General features: G+C 63.8%; 17 protein-coding genes and 1 tRNA gene. 13 read left to right on the forward strand and 5 right to left on the reverse strand.

The genetic code is table 11. The annotated features are described in order from the left end of the window. Positions 1-31: 31 nt before the first annotated feature. Both X265_RS03205 and X265_RS03210 read right to left on the reverse strand, forming a co-directional pair. Positions 32-1192, reverse strand: a complete 1161-nt coding sequence (locus X265_RS03205) for an acyl-CoA dehydrogenase family protein (protein ID WP_128963615.1) — start codon at positions 1190-1192, stop codon at positions 32-34. Positions 1193-1208: 16 nt separating this feature from the next. Continuing rightward, a complete protein-coding gene (locus X265_RS03210; RefSeq protein ID WP_128963616.1) occupies positions 1209-2273 on the reverse strand; it encodes an acyl-CoA dehydrogenase family protein in 1065 nt (354 codons plus the stop codon). A gap of 246 nt (positions 2274-2519) precedes the next feature. On the opposite strand from X265_RS03210, the gene X265_RS03215 reads away from it, so the two are divergent. Then, positions 2520-3305 carry an SDR family NAD(P)-dependent oxidoreductase gene (locus tag X265_RS03215; protein WP_128963617.1) on the forward strand — a complete coding sequence of 262 codons (786 nt, stop codon included), beginning with the start codon at positions 2520-2522 and terminating at the stop codon, positions 3303-3305. A gap of 129 nt (positions 3306-3434) precedes the next feature. Here the strand turns inward: X265_RS03215 and X265_RS03220 are convergent, their stop codons facing one another. Then, entirely contained in the window at positions 3435-3707 is a 273-nt protein-coding gene (locus tag X265_RS03220) for a GlsB/YeaQ/YmgE family stress response membrane protein (protein WP_188637410.1), read from the reverse strand. Positions 3708-3746: 39 nt separating this feature from the next. Beyond that, entirely contained in the window at positions 3747-4313 is a 567-nt protein-coding gene (locus X265_RS03225; protein ID WP_128963618.1) for a YidB family protein, read from the reverse strand. Between the two features lie 180 nt (positions 4314-4493). On the opposite strand from X265_RS03225, the gene X265_RS03230 reads away from it, so the two are divergent. Together X265_RS03230 and X265_RS03235 are read left to right on the forward strand one after the other, a co-directional pair. Beyond that, positions 4494-5501 carry a 2-dehydropantoate 2-reductase gene (locus X265_RS03230; RefSeq protein ID WP_128963619.1) on the forward strand — a complete coding sequence of 336 codons (1008 nt, stop codon included), beginning with the start codon at positions 4494-4496 and terminating at the stop codon, positions 5499-5501. 18 nt (positions 5502-5519) lie between these two features. After that, positions 5520-5735, forward strand: a complete 216-nt coding sequence (locus X265_RS03235) for a hypothetical protein (RefSeq protein WP_128963620.1) — start codon at positions 5520-5522, stop codon at positions 5733-5735. A gap of 16 nt (positions 5736-5751) precedes the next feature. Here X265_RS03235 and X265_RS03240 read toward each other — a convergent pair whose 3' ends face one another. Continuing rightward, positions 5752-6372 (reverse strand): hypothetical protein, encoded by a 621-nt coding sequence (locus tag X265_RS03240; RefSeq protein ID WP_128963621.1) that lies wholly within the window; start codon positions 6370-6372, stop codon positions 5752-5754. A gap of 315 nt (positions 6373-6687) precedes the next feature. Here X265_RS03240 and X265_RS03245 point away from each other — a divergent pair, with 315 nt between their 5' ends. The 10 genes from X265_RS03245 to X265_RS03290 all read left to right on the forward strand — a co-directional run bounded on the left by X265_RS03245 (position 6688) and on the right by X265_RS03290 (position 22622). After that, the gene (locus X265_RS03245; protein WP_128963622.1) at positions 6688-8205 is read left to right on the forward strand and encodes an AMP-binding protein; all 1518 of its coding nucleotides are present in this window, start codon (positions 6688-6690) and stop codon (positions 8203-8205) included. Between the two features lie 17 nt (positions 8206-8222). Continuing rightward, positions 8223-8861 carry an RraA family protein gene (locus X265_RS03250; protein WP_164938408.1) on the forward strand — a complete coding sequence of 213 codons (639 nt, stop codon included), beginning with the start codon at positions 8223-8225 and terminating at the stop codon, positions 8859-8861. 94 nt (positions 8862-8955) lie between these two features. After that, positions 8956-9032 (forward strand) — tRNA-Arg (locus tag X265_RS03255). Positions 9033-9343: 311 nt separating this feature from the next. Further along, on the forward strand, positions 9344-9775 hold the full coding sequence (locus tag X265_RS03260) for a hypothetical protein (RefSeq protein ID WP_128963624.1): 432 nt from the start codon (positions 9344-9346) through the stop codon (positions 9773-9775). Between the two features lie 10 nt (positions 9776-9785). After that, on the forward strand, positions 9786-10229 hold the full coding sequence (locus X265_RS03265) for a hypothetical protein (protein ID WP_128963625.1): 444 nt from the start codon (positions 9786-9788) through the stop codon (positions 10227-10229). A gap of 263 nt (positions 10230-10492) precedes the next feature. After that, positions 10493-12889 (forward strand): TerB N-terminal domain-containing protein, encoded by a 2397-nt coding sequence (locus tag X265_RS03270; protein WP_128963626.1) that lies wholly within the window; start codon positions 10493-10495, stop codon positions 12887-12889. Next, positions 12886-14220 carry an ATP-binding protein gene (locus tag X265_RS03275; protein ID WP_128963627.1) on the forward strand — a complete coding sequence of 445 codons (1335 nt, stop codon included), beginning with the start codon at positions 12886-12888 and terminating at the stop codon, positions 14218-14220. Before X265_RS03270 ends, X265_RS03275 begins: the two co-directional genes overlap by 4 nt. Next, positions 14189-16426: a DEAD/DEAH box helicase gene (locus X265_RS03280; RefSeq protein ID WP_128963628.1), complete on the forward strand. Its 2238-nt coding sequence runs from the start codon at positions 14189-14191 to the stop codon at positions 16424-16426. Before X265_RS03275 ends, X265_RS03280 begins: the two co-directional genes overlap by 32 nt. A 209-nt stretch (positions 16427-16635) precedes the next feature. After that, entirely contained in the window at positions 16636-19290 is a 2655-nt protein-coding gene (locus tag X265_RS03285) for a PD-(D/E)XK nuclease family protein (protein WP_128963629.1), read from the forward strand. Then, positions 19287-22622 (forward strand): UvrD-helicase domain-containing protein, encoded by a 3336-nt coding sequence (locus X265_RS03290; RefSeq protein WP_128963630.1) that lies wholly within the window; start codon positions 19287-19289, stop codon positions 22620-22622. The genes X265_RS03285 and X265_RS03290 overlap by 4 nt, the downstream gene beginning before the upstream one ends. Positions 22623-22734 lie beyond the last annotated feature (112 nt).

A 22734-nucleotide genomic window follows, 5' to 3' on the forward strand; every position in this document is an offset into this window, starting at 1 on the left:
GAGCGAGCCGCGACAGCGGCGTCCATCCGCGTCAGCGCAAGCCCAGCCCGCGCGCGATGATGCCGCGCAGGACTTCGGTGGTGCCGCCCTGAATGGTGAGTTTCGGCGCGGTCTTGATGGCGAAATCGAGTTGCCGCTGCAGCGTCTCGCGGTTGGTCGCGGTCTCATCGACGAAGGCGGCGAGATCGCGCACGCGATGCGGAAGCTGCTGCTCCCAGACCGTGCCGATATCCTTGACGATGGAGGCCTCCACGACGGGCTCCTTGCCCGCCTGCAGCATGCCGGCGACCGACACCGACATGCGCCGCATGGTGTGAAGCTGTGCGACCAGGCGACCAATGCCTTCGGCGCTGCGCGTGTCCGGGTTGGGGCCGACGGCACGGACCAGCTCAGTCAGCACGTAATAGGTTTCGAGGAAGCGCTCGGGGCCCGAGCGTTCATAGGCAAGCTCTGAAGTCGCCTGCTTCCATGCGCCATCGACTTCGCCGAGCACGTGATCGTCGGGGATGAAGTGATCGGTGAACACGACCTCGTTGAACTCATACTGGCCGGTGATCTGGCCGATCGGGTTCACCTTGATGCCCGGCTCCTTCATTTTCACGAGGAACTGGGTGAGCCCGTGGCGGCGGTTCTCCTTGGTCGGCGGCGATGTCCGGAAGATCGCGATCATGTAGTCGGCGATATGCGCCGACGAGGTCCAGATCTTGGTGCCGTTGATGAGATAGCCGCCGTCGGTCTTGGTCGCGCGTGTCTTCGCCGCGAACAGGTCCGAGCCGGAGTTCGGCTCGCTCATGCCGATGGCAAAGCACACTTCGCCTTTGCAGATGCGCGGCAGGATGTCCATTTTGATGTGCTCGGGTGCATATTTCAGCAGCACCGGGCCGCTCTGACGGTCGGCGACGAAGAAGCGCCGCGTCGGGGCGTTGGCGACGCGCATCTCCTCGGTCACAACATAGCGCTCAAGGAACGAACGCTCCTGGCCACCATACTTCTTCGGCCAGGTCATGCCGATCCAGCCGCGTTCGCCGACGCGGCGGCAGAATTCCGGCACGTCGGTGTCCTCGCGGTTGGGTTTGCTCGCATCGAAGGTACCGCGGGCGGCTTCCTCGGCGAGGAAGGCGCGCACTTCCTTGCGGAGTTGCTCGCACTTCTCGGGCAGGCGGATCGGATCGAAACGGAGGGCAGCGGTCATGTGTTTCTCTCCCCGATCAGCGCGATGCCACGAGCGGCCACAATTCGTCGGCGCCTCTGGAGGCGACCAGCTTGCCGAGTTCGACGGCCCAGTAGCTCTCCGAGCCGAAATCATCGCGCCAGGCCAGCGCGCGCAGCGAATAGCGGTGCAGGATGTGCTCCATCGTGAAGCCGATCGCACCATGGACCTGATGCGCGATGCCGCCGCCTTTCTCCGCGGCTTCCGCGCAGCGGATCTTGGCCGAGGCGGCTTCGAGATAGATCTCGTCGTCGAAGGACTTTGCGTTTGCGATGGCATCGGCGGCAGATGTCGCGGCCGCAAGCGCTGCGGCGGATTCGCCGGCGAGGCGGGCGAGATTGTGCTGCACCGCCTGGAATTTCGAGATTTTCTTCTCGAAGGCGACGCGCTCGTTGGAATAGCGCACGGAGATGTCGAGCATCGATTCCAGCGCGCCGGCGATCTGAAGGCTGCGGGCGACGCCACCCATCAGCATCAAGGTGGCCTGGGAAACGCCATCAGGCGCGGGCTTGATGGTGACGGGCTGCACCTTGTCGAGCGTCACGCTGTCGCTGTGGTCGTAGCCTACATTGAGCCCGGCTTCGATCCGGGCCTTGCCCGCATCGACCAGCGCGATCGAGACGCCGTCATTGCCATGCGCCAGAACCGCAAAATGCTTCGCCGCCTTGGCAAAGGGCACGCCGCGGCAACTGCCGGAGAGCGCGCCGTCGGCATCGCGCGTGATGCGATCCCGCGGGTTCGCCGGCAGCACCGTCATCTCGCCTTGGGGCGAGGCGATCTTCCCCTGCGCCAGCAGCCAGCCGGCGAGCATAGTTTCGGCGAGGGGAACGGCGACGGCGAAACGGCCGGCGGCGTTCAGCAGAGCAAAGCCGTCGGCAAGGCTCGCACCCGAGCCGCCAAGATCGTCGGCCACCCAGGACAAGGGGAGGCCGGCTTCGCTCAACGCCTGCCATAGCGGCGCCTGCCACGCACCCTTCTTGTCGTTGTTGATGGTCTGCGGATCGGCGAGATCGGCGAAGATTTTTTCCGCGGTCTCGACGACGATGTTGTCACTCTCCGCCACAGCGCTCCCCGTATTTTGCCATTGGCGCGTCCTGCTGTCGGGCCGGCGCGCGGGTTTCTTCTTGCGCCCGATGATCCGAAAAAGCCATGGCTCTGACAAGCGTTGATCGCAGGCCCATCTGCACCTTCGGCATGGGGCAAGAACCGGCCTGGACTAATTCCGCTTAGCGGAGTTTGCTTGATTTGCAGGGCGCGTCAAACTCGCTAAACAAGGTGCCGATATTCAATCAAGGGGAAGGAAATCCGGATGGCCAAGGACAGTTTGTGCGCAATCGTGACGGGGTCCGCATCCGGACTTGGCGCCGCAACCGCGGAAATTCTCGCAGCAAGCGGGGCGCGGCTCGTCATCAACTACTCCTCGAGCCAGAAGGAAGCCGAGGCCACGGCAGAGCTCTGCCGCAGGGCGGGCGCGGCGGAAGTGCTGGTCGCGCAGGGCGATGTCTCGAAGGACGAGGATTGCCGCAAGATCGTCGCGGCCGCGAGCGGCTGGGGCAAGCTCGACATCCTCGTCAACAATGCCGGCACCACCAAGCACGTCGCCCACGCCGATCTCGACGGATTGTCGGCGGAGGACTTCCAGCGTCTCTATGGCGTCAACACCATCGGCCCGTTCCAGATGGTGCGCGCGGCGCGGAGCCTGCTCGAGGCTGGCTCCAAGGCGTCGGGACGCCCGTCCGCCGTGGTCAACGTCTCCTCCGTCGCCGGCCTCAGCGGCGTCGGCTCCTCGATCGCCTATGCCGCGAGCAAGGGCGCGCTCAATACGATGACGCTGTCGCTGTCGCGCGCGCTGGCGCCGCTGATCCGCGTCAACACGGTCTGCCCCGGCTATATCGACACGCCCTGGTTCACCAAGGGCCGCGGCGAAGCCGGCGCCAAGCAGGTGCGCGACAGCGTGATTGCCAAGGTGCCGCTGAAGGTCGCTTCATCCGCCGAGGACATCGCGCAGCTCGTCTGCTTCCTGGCGATGCCGGCCTCCAGCAACATGACCGGCGAAGTCGTGCGCATGGATGCAGGGATGCATTTGATCACGTGAGGTCGTCATTGCGATCGTAGCGAAGCAATCCAGACTGCCTCCAAGGCAACATTCTGGATTGCTTCGCCGTAAGAACTCCTCGCAATGACGACGAGGAGGCAGATGGCGTCCTCGCGCGACGGCTAGCGCCTACCCCTTGATCACCCCGCTCGCGACCAGCCGGTGCCAGATGAACAGCACCACCACGGCGCCGATCGTGGCCATGATGAATCCTGCGCCCTGATCCGGACCGTAGTGGCCGATCGCCTGGCCGATGAAGGTCGCCAGGAATGCACCGGCGATGCCGAGGATGGTGGTGAGGATGAAGCCGCTCGGATTGTTCGGTCCCGGCGCCAGGAAGCGTGCGATCAGTCCTGCGACGAAGCCGACCACGATGATCCACAACAGGCCGCCCATGCTCATGTCAGTGCTCCCCTTGTCGAATGCGCAGACCTCGATTGATCAAATCCGTCCCGCGATCTCGTTCTCGGTCGGCAGCCGGCCGTCCGGCGTCAAATGATCGACCACCCGCGGCAGGTACTGGCTGAGGCCGGAGAGCAGCTCGTCGCGCGACAGCCCGCTCTGGGCTGACAGGCTGTCGATCTGGTCGGCGCCGAGCGCGTTGGCGAGATCGCCGGGTGCGATCGGCTTGTTCTCGCCCTTGCTGACCCAGGAGTTCGCAGTGTCCCCGTGGCCGCTCTGCTGCAACTGGTTGAGCAGATCGCCGAGTCCGCCGCTCAGCACGCTGCCGGCAGCGCCGCCCGCGAGCAGGCCGCCGAGGCCGCCCTTGAGCACGTCACTCAGACCGCCGCCCGTGCCAGCATTCACGGGCGGAGGTGCCGGCGCCGGCGATGGCTGCGGCGCGGAGCCGGATTGGGGCGCGGTGAAATGCTTGAACGCCTTCCAGGCGAGCAGGCCGAGGATCGCCATGGTCATCGGCGACATGCCGCCGGAGGATTGTTGTGAGCTCGGGGTGCTCGGGCCGCGGGGACCGTTCTGCATGCCGTTAAGGACGTCGAGTAGACCCATGGTGCTCTCCTTTGGCGTTCTCGTCGGCGAGCTCTCGCCGGTGACAAGCCCCCGGGCAAAAACATATGGGGCTCTCATGACGGTTACAAGGCAGATGCGCCTTGGCCGCGGCGAGCAGACGGCCTCGCCTCTGCGTCCCGGCTCTGCTATCGGAAGCCGGGCATTCAGGGAGCAAGTCAGGTGGTGACGGATCGACCGATCGTGGTGGCCGGCGCAGGCGCCATCGGCTGTTTTGTCGGAGGCCAGCTGGCGGCCGCCGGTCGTCGCGTCGCCCTTCTGGTGCGGCCGCGGGTGAAGACCGAGATCGAGCGCTTCGGCCTGCGGCTCACGGATTTCGACGGTTCCGAGCAGAAACTGGATGCGGGCCGGCTAGCACTGTCCGAGGATCCTGCGATCTTTCACAGCGCCGGCATCGTGCTGGTCACGGTGAAGAGCGCCGACACGGCCGACATCGCGGATCAGATCGTCCGGCATGCGCCGCAGGATGCGGTCATCGTGTTGCTGCAGAACGGCGTCGGCAATGTTGCTGTGCTGAATGAGCGGCTTGGCGGCCGGCGCGTGCTCGCCGGCATGGTGCCGTTCAACGTGGTGGCGATGGGGGAAGGGCGTTTTCACCGCTCGAGCTCCGGCGACATCCAGATCGGTGAGGATGCGAGCAACACTGCTGCTGCGTTGTCGGTGCCCGGTCTCACCATGCGCGCGAGCCGCGACATCACCAGCGTGCAATGGGGCAAGCTGATCATCAACCTCAATAATGCGCTCAGCGCGCTCTCCGACATGCCGCTCGTCGCGCAATTGGCGGACCGCGACTGGCGGCGGTTGTTCGCGGACCAGATGGCGGAGGGGCTTGCCGCGCTCAAGGCTGCCGGCATCACGCCGGTGTCGGCAACGCCGATTCCGATGAGCTGGACGCCGAGCTTGCTGAGATTGCCCGACGTGATCTTCAACGCGATCCTCGGACGTACAATGAAGATCGACCCCGAGGCACGCTCTTCGATGTGGCAGGACCTGAAGCAGGGCCGCACGACCGAGATCGACTATCTGCAAGGAGCCGTCATTGCGCTCGCCGAGCAGAACAGGGTCGCAGTGCCGCTGATGCGCCGCATTGTTGCGCTGGTGAAGGAGGCGGAGACATCAGGCAAGGGGTCGCCGGCGCTTTCGCCACAGCAGATCCGCGGCGGAGCTTGAGAACAAAGGAGAGGCGCAATGAAGCGTTGTTTGATGATCGGGCTCGCGCTGGCCGCACTCTGCGGCGCATCGAGGCTCGCCTACGCCCGGCCGCCGACGGTCATGAACTCTCCCGGCTATGATGCGCGCCTACAGGAGAGCAGGAAGGCGCTAGGCAACCCGCCGCCGGCGCCTGAACTCGCAACTCCGCCGGTGTCCGGACATAAGCACTCGAAGAAGAAGCGAACGCACTGACGGACGTGAAGACAGCTCAGCTCTTCTTCGCCGGCTTGCTCGGCGTCGGGCTGAACAGTTTCTTGATCTCGTTCAGGCCTTCCGACAGCCGCGGCCATTCGCAGGAGAACGAGCCCTTGGTGCAGGCGCCTTTTGGTCGCGCACCGACGGTCTGCTGCACCTTGGGCCGCTCGACCGGAACGGGGACGCGCTCCACCTCGCTTCGCAGCACGACCTGCTGAAGCTGCTGTGCTTGCTGCTCCTGCTGCTCGCGTTGCTGGCGTGCCATCGCCTGCGCCGCCTCATTGCTGCGGCGCTGATCGGCGAGATAGGCGGTGTAGGATTCGTCGATCTTCTTCTGCTCCTCCGGCGTCGGATTGGGACCTGCGATGTCGAAGGTGCGATCCTGGAGGAAGTCATAATAGGTGTAGCCGCCGCCCGGCTTGCGGCGGCCGGCGAATTTTGCGTTGCAGTCCGCGAGTGCGGCGGTCTTCTCGGCCTTGGTTGTGGATTTCTCGGCAGCGTCGGCGCATTCCTCGAAATCAACGGGCGCGCGCTTCCACCATTGCGCGTGGGCATGCGAAGAGATCAGCAGAATGAATCCTGCTGCCGCGATGAGAAGCGGCGCTGCACGGCGCGATGCAACCAAGTCGGACATTCTACGGGAGCATTCCTTGCAAAACTCAACCCGAACTGAGTCGAGGCCGATTTTTGCCCCTTTATCGCCAACTTGTCACCCATGGAACCCATGATTTTCATGACTGCGCTGCTGACATTTTTTGCTTGACGTGGCGCGGACGTCACAGCCTCGCGCTGCACTCTATCGGTTTGATGCCATGAGGAAATATTCGTCGTAAGAACGCTGAGCTCCCCGGCCGCAATTCGATTGAAGGACCAGTTCCGCCTGTTACACTTCCTCTCGCGAGGCGCCTCATCCTGAGGCGGCGCCAAGAAGACGAAGTGGAAACCCCTGATGCTGCTGCCCCTGTCCGATGTGCCGCGCTGGTACGCTGAGCGCAAACCCGAAGGCACGATCGCCGTCCAGCATGGGCAGGACAGACTGACTTGGGACCAGCTCGAGCGCGGCGCCAACCGGCGCGCGCGGGCATTCGCGGCAAAGGACGTCAAGCCCGGTGATTTCGTCGCGATCGGATTACCGAACGGCAATGTCTTCTTCGAGACTACGTTTGCGGTGTGGAAATGCGGCGCAACGCCGACTTCGTTGTCGTGGCGGCTGCCGCGCGGCGAAGCGGCCGCCGTGCTCGAGATTCTCAAGCCCGCGCTGGTGGTCGGCGGCGAGGCTGACTGGAATGCGCCGAACCGCCTGCCGGCAGATTTCACCCCGGAAGGGTTCTCCGACGAGCCGCTCGACCCACCGGTGGCGCGCTACTGGAAGGCGATGACCTCGGGCGGCTCGACCGGCCGGCCGAAGGTGATCCTCGATCACCATCCGGCCGTGATCGACACGGCTGCCGCTCTGCCGCTCAACATCCCCTTCGGGGCTTCGCTGCTCAATCCCGGTCCGCTGTATCACAATGCGCCGTTCATCGTGTCGCACTACGCGCTGTTCGGCGGCGGCAAGCTCACGGGTCTCGTCAAGTTCGATGCCGAGGAGACGCTGCGGCAGATCGAGCGCGAGCGCGTGCAATGGATCAATTTCGTGCCGACCATGATGCACCGGATCTGGGCGCTGCCGGACAATGTCCGCAATGCCTACGACGTGTCGAGCCTGGAGACCGTGTTCCACATGGCCGCTCCCATGCCGCCCTGGCTGAAGGAGAACTGGATCGCCTGGCTCGGGCCCGAGCGGGTGTGGGAGCTCTATGGCGGCACCGAGCGGCAGGGCGCCTGCATCATCTCCGGCACGGAATGGCTGACGCACAAAGGCTCGGTCGGCAAGATCGGAGAGATGGCGCGCTTGCGCATCATCGGCGAGGACGGCAAGGACGTCGCGCCCGGCGAGACCGGCGAAATCTATTTCCTCAACAACGACGGCAAGGACGCCACCTATCATTATCTCGGCGCCGAGCCGAAGCGGCGCGCCGACGGCTGGGAATCGCTCGGCGATATCGGCAGGCTGGACGCCGAAGGCTATCTCTATCTCGGCGATCGACTCGCCGACATGGTGCTGCGCGGCGGCGCCAATATCTATCCTGCCGAGGTCGAAGCTGCCGTCTCCGAATGTCCCGGCGTGCGCTCCTGCGTGGTGGTGGGCTTGCCGGATCCGGAACTCGGCCAGCGCGTCCATGCGATCATCGAGCCGGAGGCGAACGCGAACGGCCAAGCCATCGCGGACAGCATGGCGGACTTCCTGAAAGACAGGCTCAGCCGCTACAAGCATCCGGAGAGCTTCGAGTTCGTCAGCGCGCCCCCGCGCGACGATTCCGGAAAGGTTCGTCGTACCCTGTTGCGTGACGAGCGCGCGGCGTGGATGAAGGAAGGACGCGCGTTTCGCATCATGCCCGCGAAGGCGCGGGTGCACGCCGAATAGCAGAAGGACTGAAATTGATGACCATCACCATCGCAGCGAACAGCGTGCCGAAGCCGTCCGCCGAACTCATCGAAGGCTTCAGGAATGCGCCGACCTCGGTCATTTCAGACAATCTCAGCCGCCTGCCGGGCGCGGTCGGGCTGAAACCCTATCACCGCAGCGGCAAGCTGGTGGGCGCGGCCTTCACGGTGCGCACCCGGCCCGGCGACAATCTCGCCATCCATCGCGCGCTCGAGATGGTCGGTCCCGGCGACGTCATCGTGGTCGACGGCGGCGGCGACGAGACCCGGGCGCTGGTCGGCGAGATCATGAAGAACATCGCGCAATGGCGCAAAGCGGAAGGCTATGTGATCGACGGCGCGATCCGCGATGTCGCGGCGTTCGCCGCCGACGATTTTCCCTGCTTCGCCCGCGCCGTGATCCATCGCGGTCCCTACAAGAACGGTCCCGGCGAGATCAACGTGCCCGTGACGATCGGCGGCACCGTGATCTCGCCCGGCGACATCGTGGTCGGCGACGAAGACGGCGTGGTGTCGTTCCCCGCCGCCGGCGCCGCAGCGCTGCTGGAGGCCGTCCGTGTCCAGGTCAGGCGGGAAGAGGAGACCCTGAAAGCAATCCGCGAGGGCCGCTACCAGGGGGCTTACGGCAAGTCGTGATCCGCCCTGTTTGTTGCTGAGCGAAGGGCTTCCGATTTGGCCCTCGCTTTGATATGTACAGCTCCAGGCAATCCGCCTCATCGGCGGGTTCCGCGGTCCCGTAGCTCAGCCGGATAGAGCGGCGGTTTCCTAAACCGTAGGTCGGAAGTTCGAGTCTTCCCGGGATCGCCAGTCTCCGACCACGAGAAAACCCTATAATTGAAGGGGATTCTGCGCCGTACGCGCTCCGTTCTAAGTAAAATATGGGCGCCAAAACGATATTACCGCCCATTACGCTCAGTACCACTGATTACAATGGGTTAGGCCCCAGTACCGTCCACTCCGTGCAACACGGATGCAACACGGACGAGGCCTCGTGTTCGTAATTCGTTTCCCTTCCGATAGACTATTCGAAGCTCGTTTTCTGGACATTCCAGTCCGACAAATGGCCCTGTGTTGGAATGAGATCGAACGCGGCTTCGAGACTCCCGCATGAGTTACAGATGACCCGCCCAGGGCGCGCGCCGCGAAGAGTGCGCGGTGGCGGATTCAGCTACTCGAAACACGCACGGCTTCGCAGACCGAAGTTGCTGTTTTTGGGGAAATGTCTGCTAAGTTGTGCCGGCAGCAATCTCATCGAACTATTGGCTCGAGATATGGAATTGGACGCAAAGCCGCCCGTCGAAGGCAGAAATTTTCGATTCACGATCTTGGGCGGTATCGGCACCACCCGCATTACAATGCGACTGAACGGCAAGGTGGTTCACGACAGCGATTGCCCCGACCCGCCGTGTCATGAGGAGATGCGCATACCAGCCGGAGAAGGCGGAGCCGAACTGGTGGTGATCGCCAAGGACTCTGCGGGCATGGTGCTGGAGCGGAAGTTCATCGTCGGGCGGACCGAGGGGCAAGCCGGCGGTTTCATGTCGGCATGAGATCCCAAGCATGAGCGCGATACAGGATTTCTTCGCAGAACTATCCAAGCTCGATTCGACCAAGTTGGCGGGTGTCACCGCGCTGGCCGGAGCGACCGCCACGATCGTCGGCGCGATAATAACCGGGATAGCCGCTAAGTTCTTCGTGGGCGCCCGCGACAAGCAAGATAGGGAAGTCGAATGGCGAAAACACGCCATCGAACTCACCAAGCTGGATCTAGATCGCAAGTTGAAGACGAGGTCGCCGACGGAATCGCAGCCCATACGGCCGAGCATTCTGGACTTTCTCGCCAACTATCGAGACCTACAGGATCTCGATAAAGCGTCTCCCCGGGATCTCTATGTGACGATCCAAGCCATGCGCATCAAGAAGAAGAGCCCGGCGGCGGCCTCTCCCGGTAACGCTCCCAAGGCCGGTAGTGAGGCGACAAGCAGTTCCGAATTCGACGACTGATACCAGGATTCGCAATCGCTGCCCCGTGGGACGTGATGGAGCAGGCCGCAAAAGAGTTTCTCAAGCGAAGGAAGGGGCGCTCCGCAGACGGTGGGCGGGCCTAAATCCCGCTGCTAAGTCAACACGATACTATGGTCGCGCTTATGGAAAGGCGTGGAAACGCGAGGAACCTGCCGCGATTGCACTTGCGACCGCCAGCAACTCCATGGGACTTTCTGCACGGAGCCGCGTTCAGCGGGACCGATAGCATCACGAATTGAGCGATGGGGCGACGCAACAGCAATTCCCTTGGAATGGGTATACTCGTCGTGCTGGGCCTCATTTTCTGGGCTCTGAGCGAGGCGTATCACTTCGTCCAGCAGCATGGCGCGGCCATCGCAGCGTTTGCGATCGTTGCCGGGGCGATCCTCCTGATTTGGTCGATCGGCTCACGGGCGCTATTTTCAGGTAAGGCTCCCCCGCCAATACCTGCGCAAACCGAGCGGGGTTCAACTGCCGCACCGATGAACCGAGCGACGTCGAAGCGGACTCCTGCGCGGTGGGTGGGTCCTTCGGAGTCTGTCGTCGTGCAGGGCTCACAGATCGCAGGCGGATTGTTCTATCTGGGCGATTTCGTCCAGTTGGACGATCGGCGCACAACGGATCAGTACGCGATCAATCCTAAGCTTTCCGCAAGTGCAGCTCGGCCGGACATCGAGGGAAGCTCGATGCCATATTGGCCCTCCTATGCTGACATCACACCTGCGGCTCGCAAGGCGTTCATTAACTGGATGGCCGAAGGGCGCAGCAGCCGAGCTTATGGTGTAGGGCACGTCTTCCTTTTCTTCTACGGCTTGGAGCACCGCGCCTTCATCGATGCGGATTCCTCGTCCTTGCCTGTTCTAATTGAGGAGGTGCAGCGGCTGCTGATCGTCTACGCGGACAACAACTCTTTCCGCGGCTACGCCACCCGCTTTTTGAGCTATGCGAGAATAGCCGCCGATATCCCGATCACGTCGCCAACCCCTTCCTCCGAACGGGCCGTATCTTCCGAAATGGACGTAGCCACCCGGTTACACTTGGGGCGGGCGCTTCAGCAGAAGGGAGCCCTCGGACCGGATGATGCGTTGCTGTGGGTCCTCGCAATTCCGGACGTCTATCTCCGGACGCCAGCAGTCCGGTGCTTCGACGAGTTTGGACGGCTCTTTCGTCATCGATTCAACGAGCGCTATCCCAACGGCCTGGCGCTTCGAGCTGCCGGCAACATCCGCCTCAGCTACAAGGCCGCCAGCAACGCGTTCGAGGTTCCCATAGCGGGCAGCCATGAGCGGTATCCGGACATTTGCCAGGTCTTAGGGAAGGCTCAGGACGATCTGAAGAGGATGGTCCAGGAGTGCACTGACGAACTCGACAGCTTCAGCAGGTTCGTGGGACGGCGCCCGGATTCCCGCGAATCCATGCAAGCCGCACTTTTGCTGCCGGAGCCTCTGCAGCGCGACCCGGCAAATGGACGCATTCATCTCTTCGGCCAAAAGATGCATCGCTCGATGGGCGAGCATAAGCGCGCCAGCACAAAGATGCGCAATATGCTTGAGGCGGCTGGTTTCGATATGCCGGCCAATGGCAAAGTAACGCCCGGGCTTGCAGACCAGCTCGGTTCGGCTTTGGACCGCATCGACATCGCGATCGAGCCTGATCGCCGCTATGGTAGTGGCGTTCCCCAACTCGACGACCAGGTAATCATTTTCAAGGCGGATGGCGGCGGAAAGGTCGATGCCGAACGGCCTGGCTACAGAGCCGTGAAGGCCCAAGTGGAGGTGGCCGTGCTTGCCGCGGCGGCTGACGGAGATGCCTCGGCCGACGAGTTGAAGCGCGTGGTTGCGGGCGTTCGAGATGCGCCGGGCCTGTCCCCGATCGAGCAGGCGAGGCTGATCGCCTACGCCGCGACCGTGTTCAACAGTCCGCCCAAACAGGACCGGGTGATGCGCAAGCTCGGCGAGCGCAGCCCAGATGAGCGCACGGCCATCGCCGACGCCGCACTCGCGATCATCGCTGGAAACGACAGCGTCGATGCCGACGAAGTGCGGTTCCTGGAGCGACTCCATAAGGCGCTCGGGCTTCCGAAGGAGCGGGTGTATTCCGCCCTGCACCGGTCAAGTCCGCAACAGGGAGCCGACGAGCCCGTTGCCATTTCACAAGAGGTCCGCGCCGAGGGGGTTCCGATACCCGTCTCGGAGAAGCCGCCAGCTGCCTTGCCCGAGTCGACCAGGCCGGAGGCGGAGGCAACGCCGGCATTGACCATCCGCATAGATGCCGCTCGGCTCGCGCGAACGCAACGCGAGACTCAAACCGTGTCCGCGCTCTTGGCGAACATCTTCGAGGAAGATGTGCCTTCCCCGCCCGAGCCGGCCGCGGTCGCGCCTGTTGCAACGGGCTCGCTCGACGGTCTCGACGCCGCCCATACCGAACTGGTCGAGCTTCTGGAGATCAGGGGATCTCTGCCGCGGAGCGAGTTCGAGCAGCGTGCGAAAGATCTCAAGCTGCTCCCGGATGGTGCAATCGAGCGGATCAACGATTGGGCCTTCGACCAGTTCGAAGAGGCGATCATCGAGGACGGCCATGACGTCGTGATGATAGAGCACATCCGCAAGAGGCTGGCTGAACTGAGAGAAGCGGCATGAATCCACCAACTGCACGCCCCATCAAGGCGAAGGATCGAGACACCATCATCCAGGCGCTCGCCGCCGGCGTGGTGCCGCGCATAGGACTCCCGCACATCCAGGTCGGTCGTGCTGCGGAGATTTCTGCGCTGGTGCGCGACATTCAACGCATCTCGGACGGCGGGGCCGGCGTGCGCTTCGTGATCGGCGAATACGGGGCCGGCAAGACCTTCTTTGCCAACCTCATCCGTCTCATCGCGTTGGAGCGGAAGTGCGTCACTGTCCATGCCGATCTTGCGCCCGATAGACGTATTCACGCGAGCGGCGGACAGGCGCGGGCACTGTACTCCGAGGCCATTCGTAACATGGCCACTCGCACGAAGCCGGACGGCGGCGCGCTGGGGCCGGTGGTCGAGAGGCTGGTCACGGATTCCGTCAAGGAGGCCGCCGATCGGCAGCTGCCCGTCGAAACCGTGATCGATCAGAAGCTCGCTCCAATTCAGGATTTCGTGGGGGGATACGATTTCGCCGTAGTGCTGAAGGCGTACTGGCGCGGCAGCGAACATTCCGACGAGTCCTTGAAAACTGCGGCCTTGAGGTGGCTCCGGGGGGAGTTCTCGACCAAGACGGAAGCCCGTCAGGCCCTCGGGGTGAGGACCATCATCGACGACGACAACGTCTACGACTCGCTGAAAGCTCTCGCTTGTCTGACGCGGTTGGCTGGATATGCCGGCCTGGTCGTGATGTTCGACGAGATGGTCAACATCTACAAGCTGCAGAATTCCCAGGCTCGCAATCAAAACTTCGAGGAGATCCTTCGCATCGTGAACGACGCTCTGCAGGGCAATACTGCCGGCATCGGCTTCATGATGTGCGGGACGCCGGAATTTCTCCTCGATACTCGGCGCGGCCTCTACAGCTACGAAGCGCTTCAATCGCGCTTGTCCGAAAACCGCTTCGCCGCGAACGGGCTGGTCGACTATAGCGGACCGGTCATCCGGCTGCAGAGCCTCACACCGGAGGATCTTCTCGTGCTGCTATCCAACATCCGGAACGTCTTCGCTGGCGGGGACCCGGCGAAGTTCCTGGTACCGGACGAGGCATTGACCACTTTCATGGACCACTGCAATCGCCGCATCGGGGAGGCGTATTTCAAAACGCCGCGCACGACCGTCCGAGCATTCGTGCAAATGCTCGCCGTTCTCGAACAGAATCCTGGCGCACGCTGGCAGGACCTGATCGGCGGGATCCAGATCGCGCCCGATGCGCCGGATATCGCCGCCACCGAGGAGGAGGCGCAGCCAGTCGGAGGGGAGGGCGATGAACTCACCAATCTCCGGATCGGCAGCTGAAGGGGCCTACGATCGGCTCCACCCGAAGATCCGCCGCTGGATTCGCGACCAAGGTTGGGACGAGCTTCGCGAGATTCAAGCGCGAGCCATCGGGACCATTCTGGATGGGACCGGGGATGTCGTAATAGCTGCTGCGACCGCAGCTGGAAAAACCGAGGCGGCATTCCTTCCGATCTTGACCTTGATCGCGGAAAGGAAGGGCGGCGGGTTCTCCGCCGTCTACGTCAGCCCTCTGAAGGCGTTGATCAACGACCAGTTTCGGCGGCTGGACGAGCTATGCGAAGCGATGGAGATCCCTGTCGTCAAATGGCACGGGGACGCATCCCAGGCGGAGAAGAAGAAGGCCATCGCGAAGCCTTCCGGCATCGTGCTGATAACACCTGAGTCCATCGAGGCGATGCTGACCCGGCGTCCGGGCGATGCGGCTCGCCTTTTCGGAGCGGCCGACTTCATCGTCGTGGACGAGCTCCACGCTTTCCTGCAGGGGCCTCGGGGGCTGCACGTCGCCAGCCTGCTGAAACGCCTCGACGCGATGGCTCAGAAGCCGGCTCGCAGAGTCGGACTATCGGCTACTATCGGCGATCTCAATCAAGCTATGGCCTGGCTTCGTCCGACGGCTCCGCAGACCGTTGATCTCCTCTTGGCAAAGGCTGACGCGCCCGAGTTGAGGCTCCAGATACGTGGCTACGTCGAGCCGCCGGATCTCGACGACCCCGATCATGCCGAAGGATCCGGTCAAGACGTCCAGGCGCCCAGGCGAATCGCGTTGGACGCGATTTGTGACCATTTGTTTCCGACCCTGCGTGGGACAAACAATCTGGTCTTTGGCGGTTCTCGTCGCACGGTCGAGTCGGCGGCGGATCGACTCAGGCGCCGATGCGAAAAGGCGGGGGTCCCGAATGAGTTCTATCCTCACCACGGCAGTCTCTCGAAGACCTTCCGGGAAGATCTCGAAATCCGCCTGAAGGATGGAAGTCTACCGACAACCGCGGTCTGCACGTCGACCCTGGAGCTTGGCGTCGATATCGGTTCCGTCAAATCGGTCGCGCAGATCGGCGCCCCTCGCTCTCTGTCATCGCTGCGGCAGCGTCTCGGGCGAACGGGCCGGCGGCGCGGCACCCCCTCGATCCTCCGGGTGTACGTTCGCGAGCCCTATGTCGACGTCAAGTCCAGTATTCTCGACCAATTGCGTTCGAACACCATCCGATCGGTGGCCGTGGTCCGCTTGCTGCTGGCCGGGTTCGTCGAGCCCGCCGCGCCCAGTCCGGAGACGGTCTCCACTCTGATCCATCAGGTTCTGTCCGTTATAGCCGAGCGGGGCGGCATCCGTGCGAAGCCGTTGTTCGATCTGCTGTGCGGACCGGGGCCATTCGATTCGATCGAACCGGCCGATTTCGCACAGCTGCTGCGTCATCTTGGATCACCTGAGGTCCGGATGCTCGAGCAGGCTCCGGACGGCGTTCTGATGCTGGGTTCTGAGGGCGAGAAGATCGTGCAGTCGCGGGACTTTTTCGCCGTGTTCGAGAGCTCGGAGGAATGGCGCCTCACGGCGGCGGGGCGCACGCTCGGCGCTCTCCCGATTTCCTTTCCGGTTCACAAGGACAGCCTGGTGGTATTCGCCGGGCAGCGGTGGATCGTTCTCGACGTCGACGAAGGCGGAAAGGTCCTGTCCGTGGCCCCGCACCCGGGAGGCATGGTGCCACGGTTCGAGCCGTCCAGTGGCGAGCCCGCGCATGACCGACTGTTGGCCGAGATGAGAGCGGTCTACCTCGACAACGATGTTCCGGAATACCTGGATAAGGCAGCCCAAGAACTCTTGGCGGAAGGGCGCGATACCTTCCGGGCGCTCGATCTCGATCGGCGCTCCGTCATCCAGGAAGAGCGCGACCTCCACCTCTTCGTCTGGAGGAGCTCGCAGACGACCGCCGTTTTCGGCGCCGCGCTCGGAATGGCCGGCTTGGAGTGCGGCATCCACGATTTGGGGGTGACCGTCCCAAAGACTACGTCGGCAGAGATGCTGCCCATTCTCGAGAAGCTCGGCAGCATGTCCGCACTCGACCCCATGGACGTCGCAGCTTTTGTGAAGAACGTACGAGCAGGCAAGTTTCAGGACTTCGTACCGGAGACGCTCGCCCAGAAGCAGTGGGCTCTTCAGAACGGACAGTTCGTCGGCACGGCCACGGCGATCGCCAAGACTCTGCGCTGACGGAACGCGGAGATCGGAGGTCCGGCGAGAGGAGCGGCATTTTCTTACCGCGACATGGATTCCTTGAAAATGGTGGAAACCAGCACCTTCGCGCTTGAGCGAAGTTGCTGAAAGACTCAACCCGTGAGAGCATCGCGCGTTTTTTCAAGGATTCAGGCTGCGCCCAATAATTCTCCGGGCGCACCTAGCGCGAGGCTTTTCGTCGGCAGATGCAAGTGCGCAGAACGGTGGTCGTCCATACGACTCTCGCCGGTCACATGGTGCGGGTCGATGCTGCGCGTCGGAACGAAGCCGGCGTGCAGGTCATGACCATGGGGCAGCTCGCCGCGAGGCTTGCCGGGGGCCTCCTCCAACCGGTCGATCTGAACGTCCTCACGGAAGTCATCGGCGCCGCGCTCCCGGACATCGTGATGGGCGAACTCGAGCCCATCAAGGGTCTGCCGGGAATGGCGGCCGCCGTCTGCTCCACCTTCGACAAGGCCTGGCGTGCCGGGATTGTTCTGTCGAAGGTCGGCCATCCTCGAACCGACGCGTTGGCCGCGCTGGAGCAGGCAGTCATCGACCGCTTGCCCGCATCGATGAAGCGCCCGTGTGATCTGGTCGAGATGGCGCTGCGACGCATGGGTCATGCCCCGGTCGTAGTCGGCGCTCTGGAAGTCCAAGGGCATAGCGAAATGTCGCCGTGCTGGCGGCCCCTCCTGATCGCGCTTGCGGAGATCATTCCGGTGTCATGGACCGCCGGTCCGAGACATGTGCCGGATTGGCTGAAGAGCACGAAAGTCGACGTGTTGGCCGCGCCGGGGACCGATCCACAACCGCGGGTCTTCTCCTGTGCGAATCCGATTCATGAGGTCGGCGAGGCTTTCCGCTGGATGAGGGCGCTGCTGGCTAAAGGAATATCGGCCTCGGACATCGCCATCGTGGCGGCCAGTCCGGGGGACTACGACGACCACGTATTCTCGACGTCCCGGGACGCCAATATCCCGATCCATTTCGTGCACGGAATAAAGGCGCTGACCGGCGCCGACGGTCAGGCGACCGCGGCTTTGGCGGAGGTGCTGACGAAGGGGCTGTCTCAGGAACGGGTACGGCGCCTGTTCTCGCTTATGCGAGGGGGGTCGCTCAGCGACTTGCCTGCCGGCTGGATGCGAGTTCTTCCGGTCGACGCCCCGCTGACCTCGGCGGAGCGCTGGGAAAGGGTGCTGAAGCAAGCGGAGGACTCGGATTGGCCGGACGGCAAGAACCGGACTGCCGACGTCTTGGAGGTGATCAGGCTGCTGGGTCAGGGCACCGATGCGGCCGAGTTGGCTGGCGAAACCTTGCTGACTGGCGTTCAGAGATCGCTGTGGCGTCGGGCGTTGCGCGAGGGACCAGCGCAGGCTCTGTCTGTTACATTGGCCGGATTGCGCATCGAGGACGGTATCGAGCCCGCCGCTAACGCCATCTGGACGTCGGCAATCGCATCGGCCTCTGCACCGCGACCGCACGTGTGGTTGCTGGGGTTGAACGCTGGACGCTGGCCGCGGCGGATTTCGGAGGATAGGCTCATCCCGGATCACGTGTTGCCGATCGACCAGCTTGATCCTTTGCCGGTTGCTGATGGCGACAAGCGCGATATCAAGACGATCGTAGGCACGGCGCACAGCGTTGCCATCTCCTTCAGCCGACGCGACGCGGAGGGTCGCATGCTCGGCCGCTCGCCGATCATCTCCGACCTTCCGGATCCGGAGACATATCTCGATCGCGCCGGCGCCCCCGAGCACGCCTTCAGCGAAGCTGATCGCCTTCTGGCTCGTCCCTCCGAGTTCTCGACCTTGCCGATCGCCATTTCGGGATTGTCGTGCTGGCGAGACTGGCATCGTAGCGAGATCACGGCGCACGACGGCTTAATCGCGGCGGGGCACGCGCGATTGAAGAAATTGCTAGAGCGGCCGTTGTCGGCGACCTCGCTGAAATTGCTGTTGCGGGATCCGATCCGCTTCGTCTGGCGCTACGCTCTCGGTTGGAAGGCCCCGGAGGATGCAGACGAGCCACTGACTCTGGAAGCGAACGCCTTCGGAAATTTCGTCCATGCGGTGCTTCGCGACGCAGTTGAACAACTGGAAGGAAATGGCGGGATTGCCGCGGCTGAACAGGCACAGATTGAAGCTGCGCTTGTCGGCGCCAGCGAGCGCGCCGTCGCCCTGTGGGAGAGCGCCCAACCAGTCCCGCCCGACGTAATCTGGCGCAATGCCGCAGCACGCGGGCATGCGCTCGCGGCTGCAGCGCTCGCGTACGGACTGGAGCCCCTACCGAACCAGAAGACTTGGTGCGAAATCCCATTCGGAAAGGTCGACCCGAAGAGCGAGGGCCGCGAGCTGCCCTGGTCGCTGGGCGCCCCTGTCGAGATCCCGGGGACCGGTTTGCTGGTCGAAGGACAGATCGACCGCCTCGACCTGTCGGGCGACGGCGCGCGCGCACGCGTCACGGACTACAAGACAGGCAAGCTCTCCAAGAAGATGGACGAGGTGGTCATCAAGGGAGGTGCCGAACTCCAGCGGTGTCTCTACGCCTTCGCGGTCAAGACGCTGCTCGGCAACGGCGTGACGATAGAGGCCTCGCTGCTCTATCCGAACGCCCCCGAAGGCGATCAGGCGCTGTTCCCGTTGGCGGACCTCGATGGAGCCTTGGCGAAGGTGTCGACCGCAGCCGTTGCCTCCCGCACCGCAATGCTGGGGGGCGTGGCTCCTCCAGGGGAGGACGCCGCAAGCGACTACAACGACCATGCCTTCGTGCTGCCGGCCAACGCGGGGTACCTGCCACGCAAGTTGCCACTGGCGGTAACCGCCTTAGGGCCCGCCGCAGCGGTATGGGGGGAGCCATGAAGATCATCCCGGATCTCGCGGCGCGCCTCACCGCGCTGACGGCCGTCGACCGAACCCTGCTGGTGGAAGCAGGCGCCGGTTCGGGCAAGACGTCGATCATGGCCGGCCGGGTCGCGGTGTTGTTCGCGCGCGGCGTCGCTCCGAAGAGCATTGCCGCCATCACGTTCACCGAGTTTGCCGCTAGTGAGCTCCGTCTCCGGATCGAGAAGTTCACGATGGCGCTTGCCAACGGCGAGGTGCCTCGCGACTTGGCCCAAGCGTTTCCGGGAGGCGTTCCCGAAGCAGAGAAGGCGAACATCTATCGCGCCTGCCAGTCCTTCGATCAACTCACATGCAGTACCATCCACGGCTTCGCGCAGGCGCTGATTAAGCCTTATCCGGCCGAGGCTGGCATCGACCCCGGTGCCGACATTGTCGATCCCACCGAAGCAGATCTGGCCTTCAGCGAGCGCTACGATGCCTGGTTGAAGGGAAGACTGTCCGGCGATGCCGGCGATGGACTGGTCGCCCAGATCATCCTTGCAAACGAGACCGCCGGGCTGAAGCTCATCGAGGAGGTGGTGCAGTTCCTGCGCAAGAATAGGGACGCCAGCTGCGCGCGGACGGCATGGTCTTCCCGGATCATGGGGAATTTCGCAAAGGCGGCAGAGCAGTTCGAAACGGACCTTCGCGGCTACGCATACGCCGAGGAGAAGACGGCGGCAGCATGTCGGGCGTTGCGTGTTCTCGCCCATCTACTGAGCGGCTCCGGACTGGCCGAGCGCGCGCCGAGCAACGCCGCCCTGATCGCTACGCTCGATTTTGAGCGCGACGAAAGCTGCTTCACCCAAGCGGGCGGGCGAAGGGTCTTGCAGACGAAGACGAAGTGGCAGGATGCCGCCGCAAAGGCGGGCCTGTCAAAGGCCAACGGAACCGCTGCGTTCGATGCGATCCTCCCTCGATACACTGCCTGTCACGACGCCCTGGAGGCATTGCTTGGAGCCGTCGCCGGCGAACTGCTGGGGAGGCTGTGCGAGGAGGCGCAGGGGCTCCTAGAGGATTGGCGCGAATACAAGCAGGGGGCCGCGCTGCTGGACTTCGACGACCTGCTCTACACCGCGCGCGACCTGCTGCGCGACCACGAACCGGTGAGACAGGCCCTGTCACAGCGTTTTCGGCACGTCATGGTCGATGAATTCCAGGACACCGATCCGCTGCAGACGGAGATCCTGTGGCTGATCTGCGGGAATGATTGCGTCGGCGGCGGCGCCTTGGCTCGTCCGCTGCGCCCCGGCAGCCTGTTCATGGTCGGCGATCCCAAACAGGCGATCTACCGTTTCCGCGGCGCCGACGTGAACGCCTACATCGCCGCTCGTTCGGCGGTGGACGCCGGTTCGCAGATCAAGATCACCGCCAACTTCCGCTCACTCGAGCCGATCCTCGATTTCGTCAACGCACGGTTCGAGCCGGCTCTTTCCGCAGCCGGGCAGCCGGGATTCTCCGAGCTTTCCCCGATCCATCCTGCGATCGGAGGCCGGCCCGGCGTGTGCGCACTGGACGTCGTAGTCGATGGCGAAAAGCCCAAGGCCGCTGCGATCCGCGACGCCGAGGCGGTCGCGGTCGCGGGCCTGTGCGACAGGATGGTCGGAAATCTGGAAGTCCGCGATCATCGCACAGGCGAGATGAGGCCCTGCCGGTTCGGCGACATCGCTTTGCTGGCACCCGTTGGCACCGAACTCTGGCGCTTCGAGGAGGCGCTTGAGGATCTGGCGATCCCGGTCTCGACCCAGGCAGGCAAAGGATTCTTTCGGCGGCAGGAGATCCAGGATTTGATCGCGCTGACCCGCGCGCTTGCCGATCCGCGCGACACCCTCGCATTCGGCTCGCTGGTGCGCGGACCTCTGGTTGGTCTTTCCGAAACCGAACTACTCGATATCTCTGAGGCGCTTCCGTCCGATCCGGAGCGTCAAGGCCTGCCGATGCTCACGATCCGGACCGATCCGGGGGGCGTGACTCATGCGCTTGCCAGGGACGTCCTGGCCAAGCTGTCGTCGCTGCGGAAGCGGGTGCGTACCACGACGCCGTACGTACTCCTGGCCGACGCCATCGCGGCGCTCCATGTCCGCGCGCAAATCCGGCAGCGGTTCAAGGCGGGCGCCGAACGGGCGATCGCCAACGTCGATCTCTTCCTCGACATGGCGCGGGCCTACGATGTTCGCGGCCTGCGGGCGTTCGCGAGCGACATGCGTGCGAACTGGGAGGAGGCGGTCCGCCAGGTCGAGGGCCGGCCCGACGCCGAGCAGGAAGCAGTCTCGCTGATCACCGTCCACGCGGCCAAGGGCCTCGAATGGCCCATCGTCATCCCGATCAACATGACCGGCACGCCCAAGGCCGAATCGGGCTTGGTCCAGGACCGCTCCAAGAACCTGTTCTCGATCCCGATCCTCGGCGTCTGCCCGGCGGACCATGCAGACATCGAGGCGCGCGCTGACGAGGAGCAGCGGCGCGAGCGCGTGCGTCTCTGGTACGTGGCCGCGACCCGGGCGCGCGACCTGTTGGTCCTGCCCCGGCACTCCGCCGGCCTGTCGGACAAGTGCTGGGCGAAGCTCGTCCATCTGGACGTCGCCGCGCTACCGGCGATCAAGCCGGATGACGTCGGGACCGTGAAGGAACGAAACATCGCGCTCCGGGAGAACGGCCAGTCTCGCGAGACCTTCGCCGCGGAGGCGACCGCAATATTCGACGCGCGCCGGACCCTGGTCTGGCATCGCCCGAGCCGGAGCGAAGTCGGCCAGGCGGGCGAGGGCGAAGTGAAGATCGAAAGCAGGGACCTTCCGGAAAGCGCCCTCTTTGAACCCGCTGCCGTCCTCGGCAGTTCGACGCGCGGCACCATCCTTCACAAGCTGGTCGAAGAGGTGTTGACCGGGGAAACCTCCGACGCCAGGACGGACCTCGAAACGCGGGCGGCCGAGCTGGTCCGCCAATTGGGGCAAGAGCCCGCGGCGGATCCGAAGGACGGCATAAGCGCCATCGAGCTGGCCTCTACGGTGCTGCGGACGCTCGCTCTTCCGGAGGTCGCGACGCTACGGCCGCGCCTCGTCCCCGAACTCCCGCTGTTCGGAGCCCAGACCCACGAAGGCAGGGAAATCCTGCTCTCCGGCCAGGTTGACGCGATCGCGTTCGATGAAACCGGTGCCATCGACGCCGTAGTCGATTGGAAGAGCGACGTGGCTCCGCATGCGTCCAGCATCGGCCATTACAGGCAGCAGATAGCCGACTATCGTAAGCAAACTAAGGCAAAGCGGGGGCTCCTGGTCTTCATGACCACCGGGCAGGTCGTCGAGGTCGCTTGAACGACGCCTGCTGCTCCGCAAAAGCTAAGTCCCGCCCTGCTTGACGAAGCCAGCCGCCTCGAGCCGGTGCAGCCGCCAAGCGAAAATGTCTGTGAGCTTGGACGCCACCCAT

The sequence above is a fragment of the Bradyrhizobium guangdongense genome (assembly GCF_004114975.1).
GTDB classification, from domain to species: Bacteria; Pseudomonadota; Alphaproteobacteria; order Rhizobiales; family Xanthobacteraceae; genus Bradyrhizobium; species Bradyrhizobium guangdongense.

What these genes read in the sequence shown, in the direction of transcription:
- X265_RS03205 (WP_128963615.1), bottom strand. Translation starts at nt 1,192, where the DNA reads ATGACCGCTGCCCTCCGTTTCGATCCGATCCGCCTGCCCGAGAAGTGC.
- X265_RS03215 (WP_128963617.1), top strand. Translation starts at nt 2,520, where the DNA reads ATGGCCAAGGACAGTTTGTGCGCAATCGTGACGGGGTCCGCATCCGGA.
- X265_RS03220 (WP_188637410.1), bottom strand. Translation starts at nt 3,707, where the DNA reads ATGAGCATGGGCGGCCTGTTGTGGATCATCGTGGTCGGCTTCGTCGCA.
- X265_RS03225 (WP_128963618.1), bottom strand. Translation starts at nt 4,313, where the DNA reads ATGGGTCTACTCGACGTCCTTAACGGCATGCAGAACGGTCCCCGCGGC.
- X265_RS03235 (WP_128963620.1), top strand. Translation starts at nt 5,520, where the DNA reads ATGAAGCGTTGTTTGATGATCGGGCTCGCGCTGGCCGCACTCTGCGGC.
- X265_RS03240 (WP_128963621.1), bottom strand. Translation starts at nt 6,372, where the DNA reads ATGTCCGACTTGGTTGCATCGCGCCGTGCAGCGCCGCTTCTCATCGCG.
- X265_RS03245 (WP_128963622.1), top strand. Translation starts at nt 6,688, where the DNA reads ATGCTGCTGCCCCTGTCCGATGTGCCGCGCTGGTACGCTGAGCGCAAA.
- X265_RS03250 (WP_164938408.1), top strand. Translation starts at nt 8,223, where the DNA reads ATGACCATCACCATCGCAGCGAACAGCGTGCCGAAGCCGTCCGCCGAA.
- X265_RS03260 (WP_128963624.1), top strand. Translation starts at nt 9,344, where the DNA reads ATGACCCGCCCAGGGCGCGCGCCGCGAAGAGTGCGCGGTGGCGGATTC.
- X265_RS03265 (WP_128963625.1), top strand. Translation starts at nt 9,786, where the DNA reads ATGAGCGCGATACAGGATTTCTTCGCAGAACTATCCAAGCTCGATTCG.
- X265_RS03270 (WP_128963626.1), top strand. Translation starts at nt 10,493, where the DNA reads ATGGGGCGACGCAACAGCAATTCCCTTGGAATGGGTATACTCGTCGTG.
- X265_RS03275 (WP_128963627.1), top strand. Translation starts at nt 12,886, where the DNA reads ATGAATCCACCAACTGCACGCCCCATCAAGGCGAAGGATCGAGACACC.
- X265_RS03280 (WP_128963628.1), top strand. Translation starts at nt 14,189, where the DNA reads ATGAACTCACCAATCTCCGGATCGGCAGCTGAAGGGGCCTACGATCGG.
- X265_RS03285 (WP_128963629.1), top strand. Translation starts at nt 16,636, where the DNA reads ATGCAAGTGCGCAGAACGGTGGTCGTCCATACGACTCTCGCCGGTCAC.
- X265_RS03290 (WP_128963630.1), top strand. Translation starts at nt 19,287, where the DNA reads ATGAAGATCATCCCGGATCTCGCGGCGCGCCTCACCGCGCTGACGGCC.